At 51.8% G+C, this 15564-nt stretch carries 16 protein-coding genes; 7 read left to right on the top strand and 9 right to left on the bottom strand.

Annotation, left to right across the window (positions count from 1 at the left end; genetic code table 11):
• The coding region (locus AC222A_RS02870) for an ISNCY family transposase (protein ID WP_486774612.1) at positions 1 to 926 on the top strand (926 nt) is incomplete at its 5' end.
• 184 nt (positions 927 to 1110) lie between these two features.
• Here AC222A_RS02870 and AC222A_RS02865 read toward each other — a convergent pair.
• The 5 genes from AC222A_RS02865 to AC222A_RS02845 all read right to left on the bottom strand — a co-directional run bounded on the left by AC222A_RS02865 (position 1111) and on the right by AC222A_RS02845 (position 6909).
• The gene (locus AC222A_RS02865) at positions 1111 to 1464 is read right to left on the bottom strand and encodes a cupredoxin domain-containing protein (RefSeq protein WP_372748792.1); all 354 of its coding nucleotides are present in this window, start codon (positions 1462 to 1464) and stop codon (positions 1111 to 1113) included.
• A gap of 2 nt (positions 1465 to 1466) precedes the next feature.
• Complete coding sequence (locus tag AC222A_RS02860) at positions 1467 to 3707, bottom strand: heavy metal translocating P-type ATPase (RefSeq protein WP_372748793.1); 2241 nt, start codon at positions 3705 to 3707, stop codon at positions 1467 to 1469.
• Between the two features lie 201 nt (positions 3708 to 3908).
• A complete protein-coding gene (locus AC222A_RS02855; RefSeq protein ID WP_486774611.1) occupies positions 3909 to 4349 on the bottom strand; it encodes a YfiR family protein in 441 nt (146 codons plus the stop codon).
• 117 nt (positions 4350 to 4466) lie between these two features.
• Positions 4467 to 6392: a TOL_0244 family TonB-dependent receptor gene (locus AC222A_RS02850; RefSeq protein ID WP_372782566.1), complete on the bottom strand. Its 1926-nt coding sequence runs from the start codon at positions 6390 to 6392 to the stop codon at positions 4467 to 4469.
• A 268-nt stretch (positions 6393 to 6660) separates the two neighbouring features.
• Positions 6661 to 6909, bottom strand: a complete 249-nt coding sequence (locus AC222A_RS02845; RefSeq protein ID WP_372748796.1) for a hypothetical protein — start codon at positions 6907 to 6909, stop codon at positions 6661 to 6663.
• A 477-nt stretch (positions 6910 to 7386) separates the two neighbouring features.
• On the opposite strand from AC222A_RS02845, the gene AC222A_RS02840 reads away from it, so the two are divergent.
• Together AC222A_RS02840 and AC222A_RS02835 are read left to right on the top strand one after the other, a co-directional pair.
• Complete coding sequence (locus tag AC222A_RS02840) at positions 7387 to 8100, top strand: histone H1 (protein WP_372782568.1); 714 nt, start codon at positions 7387 to 7389, stop codon at positions 8098 to 8100.
• A gap of 216 nt (positions 8101 to 8316) precedes the next feature.
• Positions 8317 to 8694 carry a hypothetical protein gene (locus AC222A_RS02835; RefSeq protein ID WP_372759877.1) on the top strand — a complete coding sequence of 126 codons (378 nt, stop codon included), beginning with the start codon at positions 8317 to 8319 and terminating at the stop codon, positions 8692 to 8694.
• A 175-nt stretch (positions 8695 to 8869) separates the two neighbouring features.
• On the opposite strand, the gene AC222A_RS02830 is transcribed toward AC222A_RS02835, so the two are convergent.
• Positions 8870 to 9505, bottom strand: coding sequence for a glutathione S-transferase family protein (locus AC222A_RS02830; protein ID WP_372759879.1), 636 nt, complete (start codon positions 9503 to 9505; stop codon positions 8870 to 8872).
• Positions 9506 to 9742: 237 nt separating this feature from the next.
• On the opposite strand from AC222A_RS02830, the gene AC222A_RS02825 reads away from it, so the two are divergent.
• The 4 genes from AC222A_RS02825 to arsH are packed head-to-tail and all read left to right on the top strand — an operon-like array spanning position 9743 to position 12319.
• The gene (locus tag AC222A_RS02825) at positions 9743 to 10078 is read left to right on the top strand and encodes a metalloregulator ArsR/SmtB family transcription factor (protein ID WP_372749221.1); all 336 of its coding nucleotides are present in this window, start codon (positions 9743 to 9745) and stop codon (positions 10076 to 10078) included.
• A gap of 21 nt (positions 10079 to 10099) precedes the next feature.
• Positions 10100 to 10570 carry an arsenate reductase ArsC gene (locus AC222A_RS02820; protein WP_372749220.1) on the top strand — a complete coding sequence of 157 codons (471 nt, stop codon included), beginning with the start codon at positions 10100 to 10102 and terminating at the stop codon, positions 10568 to 10570.
• A 4-nt stretch (positions 10571 to 10574) separates the two neighbouring features.
• Positions 10575 to 11606, top strand: coding sequence for an ACR3 family arsenite efflux transporter (arsB, locus tag AC222A_RS02815; RefSeq protein WP_372749219.1), 1032 nt, complete (start codon positions 10575 to 10577; stop codon positions 11604 to 11606).
• Positions 11603 to 12319: an arsenical resistance protein ArsH gene (gene arsH / locus AC222A_RS02810; protein ID WP_372749218.1), complete on the top strand. Its 717-nt coding sequence runs from the start codon at positions 11603 to 11605 to the stop codon at positions 12317 to 12319. Before arsB ends, arsH begins: the two co-directional genes overlap by 4 nt.
• A 212-nt stretch (positions 12320 to 12531) precedes the next feature.
• Here arsH and AC222A_RS02805 read toward each other — a convergent pair whose 3' ends face one another.
• The 3 genes from AC222A_RS02805 to AC222A_RS02795 all read right to left on the bottom strand — a co-directional run bounded on the left by AC222A_RS02805 (position 12532) and on the right by AC222A_RS02795 (position 15554).
• Complete coding sequence (locus AC222A_RS02805) at positions 12532 to 13239, bottom strand: copper resistance protein B (protein ID WP_372764625.1); 708 nt, start codon at positions 13237 to 13239, stop codon at positions 12532 to 12534.
• Entirely contained in the window at positions 13236 to 15071 is a 1836-nt protein-coding gene (locus tag AC222A_RS02800; RefSeq protein WP_372759126.1) for a copper resistance system multicopper oxidase, read from the bottom strand. The genes AC222A_RS02805 and AC222A_RS02800 overlap by 4 nt, the downstream gene beginning before the upstream one ends.
• Before the next feature lie 90 nt (positions 15072 to 15161).
• Positions 15162 to 15554, bottom strand: coding sequence for a hypothetical protein (locus tag AC222A_RS02795; protein WP_372810064.1), 393 nt, complete (start codon positions 15552 to 15554; stop codon positions 15162 to 15164).
• Between the last annotated feature and the right edge of the window lie 10 nt (positions 15555 to 15564).

Here is a 15564-nt window from a genome sequence, read left to right as displayed (position 1 = left end):
AGCCTCGGCATCGCCGCGAACGCTACGGTGAACTGATTCAAATCGACGGTTCTGACCACCTTTGGTTCGAAGATCGAGGTCCGCGCTGTACGTTGCTAGTCTACATTGACGATGCCACAGGCCGGCTGATGGAGCTGCGTTTTTGTGACACTGAGACCACCTTCGATTACTTCAAATCAACACATCGCTACCTGGAGCGGCATGGCAAGCCAATCGCGTTCTACAGCGATAAACACAGTGTTTTCCGCGTAAATAAGCAAGGCGCCACCGGTGGCGACAATATGACGCAATTCAGCCGGGCCCTTCATGAACTCAATATCGACATTATCTGTGCGAACTCGTCTCAGGCTAAAGGCCGTGTTGAGCGGGCGAATAAAACGCTCCAGGATCGATTAGTAAAAGAACTCCGGCTACAGGAGATCGATACCATTGAAGAAGCAAATGAATTCCTGCCGACGTTCATTGAGGAGTTTAACAAGCGCTTCGGCAAAGCCCCCCTGAACCAGACCAATATGCATCGTGACCTGCGGGAAGACGAGAATCTAGAGGATATCTTTACGTGGCAGGAAAGCCGTACCGTCAGCAACAGTTTGACCTTGCAATATGACCGCGTTACTTATTTGCTCACACCGTGTGATCTCACGACGGATCTGCGTAGAAAAAAGGTCAGAGTCCTGGATTATCCAGATGGAACCATCGATATCCGTTATGAGGGGATCTCACTGCCCTTCTCCACTTTTGATAAGGTCCGGCATGTTGATCAAGGCGCTATTGTTTCAAACAAGCGTCTGGGCGCGGTATTGAAGTTTGTGAGCGAAGAACAGAGCAAGCGCAGTATCCAGAGGAGTAAAAAGGCGCCATCTCGTCGAGGACAACAGGAACCGGCTAAGCGATCCATGAATCCAGCTGTCCTCCAGGCTAAGTAACCAAAATGACAAAATAGGACATTTCTAAGTTGCAGAAACACCGGACATTTCAAGCTTGCAACAACAAAAAAAAATTGGTTTTGCCCAGACTGGGGAAGCCACCATCAGCGACTGGAGTCGCTCAGTGAAGATTCCCTCTTTTTGGACACACTGCCAGTACGCCTGATTTCAATTGCCTAACCAATCACTCTACGCTCAGCTGGCCACGATACATCTGCATCTGGCAATGAAAAGCATAATCGCCGGTCGGTAAGCCCGGCAGCTGTATGGAAACCACTTCATTAAGCGGTAAGGTTTCACTTATCTCCAGTCTGGGGATCAGTAATGTTTCCGCACAAGGCGACTGATCCTTGCGTATAAAGGCTATCCGTACAGGCTTACCTGCAGACACTTTAATATGCGAAGGACTGTAACTGCCATTTTCAACAGTGACCACCAGATTCTCTTCGCTCAGCTCGATGGCTTTTGGCTTATAGAGCCAAAACCACCAAATAATCAATGCGATAAGCACAACGCCGACCAGATTAACGAAAACCATGATCAGCCCTCGCTACTGGCATTCTGTACTGAAAACCAGCGCAAACGGTTTGCATTGCTCACAACGGTGAGCGACGAGAATGCCATCGCAGCACCGGCAACCACAGGGCTCAGCAACATGCCAAATAATGGGTAGAATACGCCTGCCGCGAAAGGTACACCCGCGGCGTTATAAATAAAGGCGCCGAAGAGATTCTGCTTTATATTGCGCATGGTAGCCCGGCTCACGGCTATCGCGTCCGCAAGTCCGTGTAATGATCCACGCATCAGTGTGATATCGGCGCTCTCGATAGCCACATCGGTGCCTGTGCCGATGGCGAACCCTACATTGGCCGTTGCGAGCGCTGGCGCATCATTGATGCCATCACCAGTCATGCCCACCACTTCGCCTTCTGCCTGCAATTGTGAAACCTTCCTAGATTTATCTTCTGGTAAAACTTCAGCGAAGAATTCAGTGATACCCGCTTTTCGGGCAACGGCAGCTGCCGTAATACGGTTGTCACCGGTAAGCATGATCACGCGAACACCGGTGCGCTGTAGTCGTTTGATTGCAGCCAAGGAATCCGGCTTTATCGGGTCAGCAACAGCGATAATCGCCGCCAATCGATTATCGATCGAGAAATACATTGGCGTTTTACCTTCGGCCGCAAGCGCTTGTGCTTTTTGCGGAAAGTCGCCCAAATCAATGCTGTGATCTCTCATCAGTTTTTCATTGCCGAAAAGTAGCACTTTGCCGTTTGACTCAGCCTGCGCTCCGCAGCCCGGAATGGCTTTGAAGTTTTTAGCACCGTTGACCGGCAATCCCTTTGCTTGAGCCGATTCGACCACCGCCTGCGCCAGTGGGTGTTCTGAACCGGATTCGAGAGAGGCTGCCAAAGTAAGAATCTGGGCTTCATCGAAGGTGTCTGCTGGCAGAATATCAGTAACCGTGGGGGCGCCAAGGGTAATCGTGCCGGTTTTATCCAGAATCATTAGCGAGATCGTTGATGCACTCTGCAATGCCTCGCCGTTGCGGATCAACACCCCCGCCTCCGCGGCTTTGCCAACACCGACCATGACAGACATAGGCGTCGCCAGACCCAAGGCGCAGGGACATGCGATGATCAGAACAGAGGTCGCGCAGACAACGGCAAAAGCCACGGCAGGTTCCGGCCCTAGATTAAGCCAAGCTAACGCGCTCATTACGGCGATGATCATGATCGAAGGAACAAAATAGGCTGCAATAATATCGGCTAGGCGACCAATAGGTGGTTTCGAGTTCTGCGCGCGTTTCACCATAGCGATGATCCGGTAAAGCGCTGTATCTGCCCCGACACGAGTGGCTTGAAAGAGAATTGATCCACTTTTGTTGATACAACCGGCTACCAGCGCATCCCCTACCCCTTTCGTCACCGGCATGGGTTCGCCGGTCAACATGGATTCGTCGATTGCCGTCTTGCCTTCCACAATGTCGCCATCGACCGGAATTTTTTCACCGGGACGCACCCTTACCAGATCCCCCGGAACAACTTGGTCGATGGGAATATCCAATTCCTTATCGCCCCGTCGAACCCTCGCGTTTTTAGCCTTTAATCCTACCAGCCGTTGAATGGCTTCAGAGGTTTGTCCACGCGCTTTCAGCTCAAGCGCCAGCCCCAGATTAACCAGGCCAATAATCATTGTCGTAGCTTCAAAATACAAGTGACGCGCCATATCGGGAACAAGCTGTGGTGCCAGCACAACAACCATTGAGTATAGCCAGGCCGCCCCGGTGCCTAGTGCTATAAGCGTGTCCATGTTCGCGTTGTGGTGCCTGAAGGCATTCCAGGCACCAATAAAGAAGCGACCGCCTGAATAAAATATGACCAAAAGACTCAATAGCCCGACAATCAGCCAGGCAATACGTTCACCCGGTGTGACGACGGTCATGGCGCCGCCCGCTACGCTATATATCATCATCGGGACGCCAAGCAGTAACGCGGCCGTCATCTTACGGATAAGACGTTGATAATAGGCTTTGTCTGCCAGCGCTTTTTCCGCTAGGACATTGGCGTCACTTTCGTCGATACATTTTGCGTTGTAACCCGCATTCTTGATCGCGGCGATCAGGTCTGATGGCTGACAATTGCCTGTCACACTGACAGTCATATCAACCAGATTCACTTCAGCACGTGTTACTCCGGGAACCGCACTAGCCGCTGTTTCAATCTTATCTACACAACTGGCACAACTGGCGCCCTGAATTAGCAGTTGTATTGCTGGCATTGCCCTGCTCCCGGATTAGAGGATAGTTCTCGCGGTTGACGTGCATCCCACTGGTAGCCCTGAACGTCCGTCTTATCTAGGGCTATCAGTCTGCTCGAAACCTAACAGTCATTCAGAAAGTGGGTCGTGTGAGTTTGCCAGCCTCAAAAAGCTACCTGTGGTCATTGCCCGATACCAGATCGTACGTCGCACTATTCACACCTAATAAACTTTGCGCGCCAGCGTGAGTAACTTCGAGCTGAGGTTAATATCCAGTCGATTTGCCGCCGAGTGGTTGATGTCGAAGCGGATTTTTCCGCTCACGACAACGAATTCGATCATGCCACCTCGGCCGGCAAACCCGTAGGTATCACTCACTGTCAGTGCCGAGACTGACGATAGTTGCCCCACCCATTCATCGAGCTTAGCTGGATTGTCAAAGCCAAGAAATACGATACTACAGGCCTGAGCCTCAGCGGGTGAGGCAATCATCTCTAGTTCAATAGGCCGCCCACGGATGTATTTATCGACAAGAGTTTGCTGAAGGCTATCGTGCAACCGAGGGCTGCCTATTGTGCAGATTATCAGTCGTTCCCCTGTGGTCGACGGGCTAGTGGGCCATTCGACGAATTTGAAGAAATGATACAGAAATGCCGATTTCACACGATATTCGAAGTCACTATTATCTGCGAGTACATGACCTACCGTTACCGAAATAACCACAGAAAGAAATAGCGCTTTACAATGCACCGATAACCCGCGCCGGACTTGAATTCTCACTCAGAACCGCCAGGTTACCTGTGCGTTAACCGTTCGCTGAATCTCATTGCCGCCACCAAATTCAGCATGCTGCGGATCAAACAAATTCTTGCCGATTAACCCCAACTCCAAGTCCTTGGTGATACGCCACAACAGGCTCAAATCGACAGCAGTATAGGCATCAACCTTCTGGTCATCGAGAGCGCCAACGTATCGCGCATTCAACTGTGACGACCATTGCTTATTGATATCCCAGCCAATCATCACAGAGGTCTGCGAGGTTGGATCATTTTCGTCGTTGTCCCTGATGTTGACATCGTTGCTTCCCGTATAACGCTCAACATCAAGGTCAACATAGGACTGGCTCACAAGCAAATTCAGATTCTCGCTAGGCTGCCAACGCAGCACCAGCTCCCCACCCTGAGACACACCCTCCCCTTCATTTGAGACCTTGTAAGGGGGGAGTGTCGAGGGGCTCAGAAAATCATCGGTAAAACCACGCAATTTATCGTATTCATTATAGAAAATAGCGACATCTAGTGAAAATGTACTACTGACAATCGAACGATATCCCAGTTCATACGCCAAGACTTCTTCAGATTCAAAGGCCGAGTCGCCAATCAGCACACCGTTAAAAACCACCAAGTTGTGATCAAGCCTATTTGGTATGCGAACGGCCCGCGATACCGCCCCCCATACTGTGTTACGATCGTCAATCGTGTAGCTAAACCGCATACTTGGCTGAACCTCATCCCCGGTATAGTCGTTGTTTTCGTATTTTACGCCGAAGGTTAATCGCAGCTGGTCGGACATCAGGTCAATCTGGTCCTGGATAAACAAATTCCAAGTTTCGTCGGTACGCCGTGCTGGGGTAAATCGCAAAATCACTGGGTTTATGCCCCTAACATCATCTCTTGTCACGTAATATCCGCCGCCGATGATAATTTCATGCTGATCTAAAAAGAGAAAACGGTGCTCTAATTCTAGGTCGAACGATTTTCTGTCCTCTGAATAGGTTTCAGCGTTTGTTCTAAAGGTTTTGTCAAAGTAAAACTGCACTTCGGTCGCAGAGTGCTGCCCATGCTGCCGACTCCAACGAGCGATCACATTATGGCCCTCGGTTTCTTCTAGCTCATTATTGGTAGCATTGTTAACCTGCCCCTGATATATATCGCCCTGGACAGTTAGCCGGTCGTTGTCAGGGAGCTGAAAATCCATCCGAAATCCGGCCTGCTCATGCTTTCGTTTGTCATCGGCATCCGCCGAGCCCCGCATTTCTTCCGCGTCATGGTGATTGGTCTTAGCGTATGCTCGATAGTGCCCCGCATTACCCAGGTTGCCCCCGTAGCGCCACGCCGCATAACGTTCAGATTCGCCAACCCCGAGCTGCTGAAAACCGCCTTGGGATTCAGCAGCTGACTTAGTAACAATATTGACCACCCCATTCACGGCGTTGGCCCCCCACAACGCAGCTCCCGGGCCTCGAATGACCTCGATACGATCGATGTCTTCGAGAAGTGTATCCTGAGCATCCCAGAATACGCCGGAGAAAAACGGGGTATACAGGCTACGTCCGTCCATCAGCACTTCGAGCTTGTCACCCACCGTCGAATTAAAGCCCCGGGCGGTTATAGCCCAGGTGTGAGAGTCTATACGAGCCACTTGCACGCCTGGCACAAGACGCAAGGCCTCAGGGATAGAGGTAATTCCTGAGCGGCGGATGGTTTCGCCGTCTAACACGAATACCGCTGCGGCCGACTGCTGTAAGGGCTCTCGCTGTTTGGAAACCGACACAACATCAATATTCATCAGCTCCTCAAGGCTCAAACCCGTTAGATCGACAGTGCTGGGCTGGGCAGAAATCAAGGAGGTATGTAGGGCAAGAGCACCAATAACAACTCGTGTTAACTGGCTATTAATCATTGTTTTACTTGGCAAATGAGGCATTCCGTATCCAGTCCTATGAGTGTGCAGCCTAAGGGTGCGGCGCGTAACTACACCTCCACAGCAGTAGTATAGATCAAGTATTGTTTGCCGGAGTTCTTATGGTGGGGGTATACGTATAACTACAGACAGAGAGTGCGTACGAAAAGACGTGCTGATGGCAGGCAGATACAGTGGTTAGATGAGCGCCCGGTTGCCTAGAAAATGGGGCCCACGTTCCGGTTAGAACGCCGATAGCGAAGAAACTTGTCCGCAGGCGGGAAACGAGACGTTAATTACTCAGTAGATAGATAAAAAACTGTGACGTAATAAAGCAAAAGGAGAAGAATAGAGCCGTGGATACCAGGCCCGCAAAGATAACCGGTTTGGGGTTGTGCTCCGCCAGATCCATCAAGCGCTTCCTCCCCGTTTTGTTCTGAACAGCGAAAATCAGCGCAAAGGCCTGAGTAACGGCTTCAATGAAGCCCAAGGGCTTGTGATGTTCAGGGGTGGTTTCCGGTCGATTATCCGTGCTGCCCATACCAATGCTCCTGGCTAAATCATTTATCTGCTGCCGGATTGTAGTTGAATGCGCAGTCTTATAGATAGCCTACCCTCCCTAATTCAAGGGACCAGTTGTATGTTCGACAGGCCGGCTCTTGGAATAAGAAAAACCGCTGTAGCTAAAACGCGTCTTGGGTGCTACCAATTACCAAGTACCCGCGAAGTATTTACAACGGGAACCTGCCAAATAGCCCTGGGTTGCCATAAGCCAGCCTTGCGATCACTTTGGTTAACGGGCGATAGCCCCGGATACTGAGCGAAAACCTGTCCAAGGTTTTTATTCCTGGGGGGTTACCAGCAAGCACGTGTTATCGCCTGCCCGTAAGTCTATCCAGCTGAAGTGCAGTTTGACTCAGTATTTGTTTTTTATTTATACAAAGTTCGTGGATTACTTTTATTTTTTGTTCAAATCTTGTTTAATGCGCGCGGTTTTTATGCAATAAGGACGGTCATCATGCCCCGCACGAAAAAAGCACCTGCAAAGAAAGCTGTTTCCAAAAAAGTTGCCACCAAAAAAGCTGTTGCCAAAAAAGCACCGGCTAGAAAAGTTTCCGCTAAGCGAGCGGCAACCAAAAAAACCGCAGTCAACTCTGCGACCAACACGCCTCTGGCCAAGTTTGTGGCCGAACAGGAAAAGGCTGTCGCTTCCGTAGAGGCGAAACTGGCCAAGGCGCAAGCCCAGGTAGCCACAGCAGAAACCAGGCAGGCGAAAGCCGCTGCTGCCCTCAAGGCAAAGCGTGATGCCGCCAAAGCCAAGCCATCTGCTGCCAAAAAGGCTGCTGTTGAGAAAGCTCGTGTTGCCGCCGCCACTGCACGCGACGCCGTTCGCAAGCAAAAGGCAGAAGTATCTGCTCTGCGCGCTGACGTAAAAGCCGCCAAAAACAAGCTAGGTAAGGCTCAAACTGCTGCGCGCGTATCGGCAAATGCCGAAGCAAAGATCAGCGCTGCAGCTGAGAAAGCCGTAGCCCGTATCGAAGCAAAGGCCAGCAAGCAGATCGCCGCTGCCCGCAAAAAGGCACAGCGTGAAATCGCCAAGAAGCAGAAAGCTGCGATGAAAGCTGCGCAAACAACCCAGCGCCGTAAACGTCGTGCCAAAGCCGAGAAACCCGCTGCAGCCGCACCAGCCGCTACGGAAACTCCGGCAGCTCAAGCCGAAAACAACGGCTGATTCTGCATTAACCACCCCGCAAATCACCACGCGGGGTGGTCTTCCCCCCCCCTCTTAAGCCTCCCTGCGAAAAATTCACGCTATCGAATCGTCCGGCGTGCAAACGAGTTAACATATTCCAACCCCCCGCATTGAACTCGGTACGTTCAACACGTAACACTGTAGCTAACGCGCGACGGCGCCATACTATGGAGAAATGTTACGAAAGGAGGACGCATGAAATTCAGAAAGGCTATAGCAGCGACCAGTATGTCAGCCATGCTTGCCGCACCTGCACTGGCTGAAGTGGAGACGGAGAGCACCTTCCGGCAAGCCGTTGAGCATCTTTACCAGGAGCCTGGAGAATTTACCGTAAACTCACAATCTGACGTGGAAGTTGTCCATTTCAAAGAAGCACGGGATGTGCGGCTTTGCCTGCCAGATGCCCGCCATGTGGTGGCGCTTGAGGTGGAATACGATGATAAAAGCAAAGTTCTGCAGCCTGGCAATTGCCTTATCATCGAGGCAAAGGAAGTGGCCCTATCTGTAGCCGGAGACCTGAAAGATGGCTGGTCACTTCACGGCACATTTGAAACGGTGCGAAAAGGCTCATAACACGCACAATAAAGGGTGAGGCGTGGCCTCGCCCTCCGACCTTTTTACCCGCTGAAGACAGGCTTCAGCCGACCATTCAAGCTATATCGAGGTATATATCGATGCGGCTTGGGCAAATCAGATAGCTCTCGTTCTCAATGCCCGCCCGAACCCGGCCATTCTGACGGGTCAGATCCTAACCCGCGTTTTTCGCCGCTGGCCCGGCAATGGCCATCGCCTTTTGATAGGCGGGTCGGCTGGAAAGCGCGTCCACATACCGTACTACATTGGGCAAATCATCGATGCCCCGGCCACCGAACAATGGCAAGCTGGTCAGGTTGAACATAACCATCATATCGGCACAGGTAAAACGACCCGCTGCTAAGTACTCTCGGTCTGCCAGGTGTTCATTTAGATGCTGGTAATAGCGCTGCTCGCGACGCCCTGCCGTTTTCGCAATCACGTTGTCTGGGTGAGCTGAAAAATCACCTCCGAGCGCCATCTTAAGGAAAAAGACTGACTGAACATTGTTATTGAAGTGCATCCAGTAGAGATAATTCACGTAGTCCGGATCGTCATGCTGAACGCTGTATCGCCCCTCTCCGTAGGTATAACTCAGATACTCCAGAATGGCGGCCGACTCGGTCATCAACCGCTCGCCATCAGAAACCACTGGCGCCATCCCTGCCGGGTGCAACTCCAGGTAAGCCTGCGGGGCAAGCATATCGTCGCCCCGGTCAAACCAGTTGATCTGATATGGGAGCCCAAGCTCTTCCAACATCCAGACGATACGATCAGATTGGGATACGGCCAGGTGGTTAACGGTTATCATTTATTTTCTCTCTCTTAAAGCCATGAATATCACTGTAAAGGAAAGAACCTTACGTTGCTAACCGCCTTCCCGGATCTATCTCACTGATGAATGTCGCTTGCTGAGTTCCCTCGCGCCGACACCTTGTTTACTTAGATATGCAAAATTCACCCCATTTACATATATGCATATCCATATATAATGCCGGGCTTGGCCACACCCCACAGCAGCACAAACAAACCAAAAAGGTTATTTGCCATGCTACGCCCTGCACAATTTTTTAAGTGCCTGTCGGATGAAACGCGTCTGGCGGCAACCCTATTGATAAAGCAGGAAGGTGAACTGTGTGTCTGTGAGCTGGTAACGGCACTCGAGGATAGCCAGCCAAAAATCTCGCGCCACCTGGCACAGCTGCGTAACTGCGAAATACTCGACGATGCTCGCCGAGGACAGTGGGTTTACTACGCAATCTCACCCGCCCTTCCCTACTGGGCCCGGGATATCCTCAATGCCGCCACGGAAGGAAATGCGGCCCAGCTAAAAACTTTTAAAGCGAACCTTGCGGCGATGAAAAATCGACCGCAATGCTGTTAACTCAATAACGCGTAGCAACTGATGAAAATACTCTATATATGCACCCATAACCGCTGTCGCAGCATCCTGAGTGAAGCCATTACCAACCACTTGGCCCAGGGCCGGATTCAGGCATACAGTGCTGGCAGCCAGCCTGCTGCTGAAGTGCACCCTCTTACGCTTAAGTACCTCACCGAACGCGGTATTCCCACCGCGGGGCTGACAAGCCAGTCTTGGGATGACTTTGCAGACCTACAACCCGACATCGTTGTCACCGTCTGTGATAACGCCGCCAACGAAGCATGTCCGGTGTGGTTCGGCGATACCGTTAAGGTGCACTGGGGACTTCCCGACCCGTCAAAACTGACAGGCAGTGAGTCGGAAATGCGCGCCAGCTTTACCGCTGTAATGGAAACCATAGCAAAGCGCGTCAACCGACTGCTTTCCCTTGAGCTGGAGCATCGCTCTCCGACTGAACGGCAATCACTATTAGCAGACATCGTAGAGGAGTAACTACATGGGCCTGTTTGAGCGTTACCTCAGTGTCTGGGTTGGGCTGTGTATTCTGGCGGGCGTATTGCTTGGCAATATTGCGCCGGGCCTATTTCAGTACTTTGCTTCCCTTGAAATCGCCCACGTAAACATCCCCGTCGCCATGTTTATCTGGGTGATGATCTACCCAATGATGGTTCAGGTGGATTTTTCTTCAATCCGCAACGTTGGCGAAAAACCGAAAGGTTTGTTACTGACGCTCCTGATCAACTGGCTGATCAAGCCCTTTACGATGGCAGCCTTGGGTTGGCTGTTTTTTCGGGTGGTCTTTGCCGACCTTGTCGATCCACAGACTGCCAATGAGTATATCGCCGGCATGATTTTGCTGGGTGTAGCTCCCTGCACAGCGATGGTCTTTGTCTGGAGCCACCTGACCAAGGGAGATGCGAACTACACCTTGGTACAGGTATCTGTAAACGACCTGATCATGATCTTTGCCTTTGCACCTATTGCAGCCTTCCTGCTGGGTGTTAACGATATTACTGTGCCCTGGAATACACTGGTCCTGTCGGTGGTGCTGTATGTGGTCATACCCCTACTGGCTGGCATAATGACCCGTAAAGTACTGGACTCGGCGCAAGACCACTCACGACTAAACCGTTTTCTTACAGCACTCAAACCGATTTCCATTCTTGGCCTACTGGCAACCGTTGTGCTGTTGTTTGGATTTCAAGCCGAGACAATACTGGCAAAACCGTTGGCGATCGTGCTTATCGCCATCCCACTGTTAATTCAGACATACGGTATCTTTGCGCTGGCTTACGGTGCTGCCAAGGCATTGAAACTCCCCCACAATATCGCCGCCCCAGCCTGCATGATTGGCACCTCCAATTTTTTTGAGCTGGCAGTGGCCGTCGCGATTTCGCTATTTGGTTTACAGTCGGGAGCTGCTCTGGCAACCGTTGTCGGCGTTCTGGTGGAGGTTCCCGTCATGCTCACCCTGGTAGCCATTGCCAACCGAACCAGACACTGGTTTGACAAGGAGCCCGCCCGATGACATTTACAGACATGCCGAATATCGAAGCTGATCTGCTGGAGCCCATTGATCGGGTGCAGTTGCTCACGCCCGAACTCAGCTCACATAAACCGCGCATACTGCTTCTCTATGGATCTTTGCGCGAACACTCCTTCAGCCGGCTGGCGACCGAGGAGGCCGCACGTATACTGACGACTTTCGGCGCAGAAACCCGAACCTTTAACCCGTCGGGGTTGCCACTGCCCGATGATGCCAACGACGACCACCCCAAAGTACAGGAACTGCGAAATCTAGCGCAATGGAGTGAAGGCATGGTCTGGTGTAGCCCAGAGCGGCATGGCGCTATGACCGGCATCATGAAAGCACAGATAGACTGGATTCCCTTGGCTCTACAGGGTGTTCGTCCAACGCAGGGAAAAACCCTGGCGGTCATGCAGGTCTGTGGCGGCTCGCAATCTTTTAATGCGGTCAATCAGATGCGGATTTTGGGGCGATGGATGCGCATGCTCACGATTCCGAACCAGTCTTCGGTACCCAAAGCCTGGCTTGAGTTTGATGAAAACGGTCGCATGAAGCCGTCATCGTTCTATGATCGTATTGTCGATGTCATGGAAGAGCTAATGAAATTCACGCTGTTAACACGTGACCGCAGTGATTATCTGGTTGACCGCTATTCCGAACGAAAGGAAACCGCTGAAAAATTTCGTGCACGCCTTAATCAGCGAGCGAAATAGATACCTGCCTCCGGCCTTGATAAAGGTAGCTCGTGTTGAAATGTGTTGGCTCGACATCTCAATACAACACCATCTCCAAGCTCGATACACCCAATGATGGAGGCCACGATTGTCGCCTATGACCACGCGCCCGGGCTGTGAGCGGCCTCTCGCCCGGATTATCAACGGGAGAGGCTCCGCCTAGCTCGACAGCCCCAGTGATGTTGTCCGTTTCAATACCAAGCCCGGATACCCAAAACGAGTTGGGTGTCTTCGATGTCGTTGCCTTTTGCCCGGGCGAAATCGGCAGTCTGGCCTAGTTTTTTATGCCAGTTGAGACCTACATAAGGTGCAAATTTACGATAAATTTCGTAGCGCAAACGCAACCCGACTTCGGCTTCTCCAATACCAGAACCAGCTCCCGTTTCCGCATCATTAAAGCCATAAGCGTTAATCTCGACTTCCGGCGACAAAATCAGACGCTGCGTTAACAGCAACTCATATTCTGCCTCGACACGAACACTGGTGCGCCCGGCGCCACCTAAAAACAGCGACGCATCCACTTCAAGGTAGTAGGGAGCCACCCCATGTAACGCAAGCACCCCCCACTCCCGCTCTGGATCCGGACTGAAGTCCTTACGCGCACCCACCAGAAGATTCCAGAACGGAGAAATGGCTCGACCATACAGCGCTTGAAGTTCAAACTCCTCGGTTTCACCGCCGATTCGCTCTACTTCGGCTGCCAGCCAGAATTTATTGAGGTCGTGGCCTGCCCAGAATTGGCCATCCAACACCACCAAGTCATGGTCATCCTCGTCACGAACTTCAAACTGGCTCAGCTTGCCAGAGGTGAGAAAAGGGTCATCGCCAGCTCCACCATAGGCCACGGAGGCAGAAAATAACGACAGCATGCACAACGAGTGCACCAAACGTATCTTCATGTTGAGCGCCCTCCTTCTTCGACACGTACTTCGCGCATCATTCCCGGCATGTGAAACATCAAATGGCAATGGTAAGCCCAACGCCCCAGCGCATCAGCGGTGACGAGATAGCTAATACGGGAACCCGGCTGCACCATAATTGTATGTTTTCTTGGAATATGATTTGGATCTTCAGTTTCGAGCTCACTCCACATACCGTGCAAGTGGATGGGGTGGGTCATCATGGTGTCATTGACCAAAGTAATACGAAGGCGCTCCCCGAATGTCAGACGAATCGGATCAGCATCGGCGTGTTTGATGCCATTCATCGACCATATATAGCGTGACATATTGCCTGTCAGGTGAATCTGGATCTCCCGCGCCGGATCACGCATATCTTGTGTGGGATATAGATTGCGTATATCGCCATAGGTTAGAACCTTGCGGCCATAGCGGGTGGCGTGATCGCGTAAGCCCACGCCCGGGTCGTGCAAACCGTTTTGAGGTGAATCGGACCGCATATCAATATGGGGGCCGTACTCGGACGCCGCATGGGTGATGTCAGCACGGCTACCGTAACCGGCAGGAGCTGGCTTACCAGTCATATGGCGGGCGTGCATACCGTGATGATCATGTTCCATGCCCCCCATAGCGTGCCCACTATGGTCCATGCCGCCACTGTGCCGCCCCCTACCATGAACATTATCCTGACTAGGGGTAACTCCCTTCATGTTGTGCCCCATTCCCATATCGCTATGCGTCAGCACGGGCGTATAGTCAATTGATGGGATCTCTGCGCGCCACTCGACGTTGGGCGTTAGTGTGCCGCGCGCATAACCTGTTCGATCAATGGTTTGCGCAAAGACCGTATAAGCAGAGTCGTCACTAGGTTCTACTATTACATCGTAGGTTTCGGCAACACCGATACGAAATTCGTCGACCGAGACGGGTTCGATATTCTGACCGTCAGTGGCCACCACAGTCATTTTCAACTCCGGTATCCGCACATCGAATATCGTCATCGCCGCTGCATTAATGAAACGCAAGCGTACTTTCTCACCGCGTTTAAACAGGCCCGTCCAACCTTGATCGGGCGTCACGCCATTCATCAAGTAGGTATAGGTATGGCCAGTAACATCGGCGATATCGGTCTGGCTCATCCGCATCACGTTCCACATCTTGCGCTCATTCCAGGTTCGAGCCAGTCCCTTGTCCCTGATATCGCGCCATAAGTCTCCCGCCGTTCTCTCCTGAAAATTATAGTAGTGACTCATCTTTTTCAGATTGGCGTATATGCCTTCTGGGGCTGAGTCGGACCAGTCTGAGAGCAATACAACATAGTCTCGATCGTAGGCCACTGGATCTGGCTCTTTCGGGTCTATCACAATGGCTCCATAGAGCCCAGTCTGCTCCTGCCAACCCGAGTGAGAGTGATACCAGTAGGTGCCACTTTGGTTAACATCAAATTGATACTCATAGGTTTCACCAGGCTGAATACCATCGAAACTGAGCCCCGGCACACCGTCCATCTCGGTGGGCAGAATCATGCCATGCCAGTGGATAGAACTATCATGAGCCAGGTGATTGGTAACCTTCAAACTCACGCGCTCGCCTTCTTTCCAACGCAGGATCGGTGCCGGTACACTGCCATTGACCGCAGTCGCCGTACGTTCGCGTCCGGTGAAATTCACGGCTTGATAACCAATGGATAATTCAAAATGGTTGCCGCTAAGCACCAGCGGACGTGGATTCGCGAGGACGCGAATACTAGGTAATCCGACACCCGCAAGTGCAGCTCCAGCGGCAGCGCCGGTGACAAATTGCCGCCTTGAAAGCAATGATGAAAAATTCACGAGATACTCCTTTTCTTGCCTGTTTGTGATAACGACAACGATCGTTAAAACACGAGTTACTACGCAGAACGCAGACGGACTGGTCCTGTATCAGGCAAACATTGGAGGACGAAAGTGGCTTTTCGCAGCAGTGCGCGGTGGTAGGGAAATCGTGGAAAACAGGCTGTGTCTCGCTGACAACAAACTGGCAAGGGCCGGCATTGTCGTCAAACCCGACTGGCAATGCCCGACACAGCATTCACAGTCTAGCGTGCAGCATTCCTCGCTGACCGGGTCTGCCGAAGCCTCAGCTTGCATAAGCAGCGCATGGGCTGAATCTCCCTGCTCGGTGACACAATGACCGGTCTTTTCAGGAACGACTACCGGCTCTGCGGTCGTGCTGTACAGGTGCTGGAAGCCGTGTAGCGTGGCAGCCCAAACGGTCCCAACCTGTTGTAACAGAAGGGTAAAGATTATGACTGTCGCTACACGTTTAGTACTCATCACGACTAAT

It is taken from the genome of Litorivivens sp., from assembly GCF_057445395.1.
Note: the sequence above shows the minus strand (reverse complement) of the source record. Positions and strands in the feature narration are given on the sequence as shown.

Bases quoted from the DNA above. Each gene is read 5' to 3' on its own strand.
- AC222A_RS02845 (WP_372748796.1), bottom strand. From the start codon at position 6,909: ATGGGCAGCACGGATAATCGACCGGAAACCACCCCTGAACATCACAAG.
- arsH (WP_372749218.1), top strand. From the start codon at position 11,603: ATGACATTTACAGACATGCCGAATATCGAAGCTGATCTGCTGGAGCCC.
- AC222A_RS02840 (WP_372782568.1), top strand. From the start codon at position 7,387: ATGCCCCGCACGAAAAAAGCACCTGCAAAGAAAGCTGTTTCCAAAAAA.
- AC222A_RS02820 (WP_372749220.1), top strand. From the start codon at position 10,100: ATGAAAATACTCTATATATGCACCCATAACCGCTGTCGCAGCATCCTG.
- AC222A_RS02795 (WP_372810064.1), bottom strand. From the start codon at position 15,554: ATGAGTACTAAACGTGTAGCGACAGTCATAATCTTTACCCTTCTGTTA.
- AC222A_RS02860 (WP_372748793.1), bottom strand. From the start codon at position 3,707: ATGCCAGCAATACAACTGCTAATTCAGGGCGCCAGTTGTGCCAGTTGT.
- AC222A_RS02850 (WP_372782566.1), bottom strand. From the start codon at position 6,392: ATGCCTCATTTGCCAAGTAAAACAATGATTAATAGCCAGTTAACACGA.
- AC222A_RS02825 (WP_372749221.1), top strand. From the start codon at position 9,743: ATGCTACGCCCTGCACAATTTTTTAAGTGCCTGTCGGATGAAACGCGT.
- AC222A_RS02865 (WP_372748792.1), bottom strand. From the start codon at position 1,464: ATGGTTTTCGTTAATCTGGTCGGCGTTGTGCTTATCGCATTGATTATT.
- AC222A_RS02830 (WP_372759879.1), bottom strand. From the start codon at position 9,505: ATGATAACCGTTAACCACCTGGCCGTATCCCAATCTGATCGTATCGTC.
- arsB (WP_372749219.1), top strand. From the start codon at position 10,575: ATGGGCCTGTTTGAGCGTTACCTCAGTGTCTGGGTTGGGCTGTGTATT.
- AC222A_RS02835 (WP_372759877.1), top strand. From the start codon at position 8,317: ATGAAATTCAGAAAGGCTATAGCAGCGACCAGTATGTCAGCCATGCTT.
- AC222A_RS02805 (WP_372764625.1), bottom strand. From the start codon at position 13,239: ATGAAGATACGTTTGGTGCACTCGTTGTGCATGCTGTCGTTATTTTCT.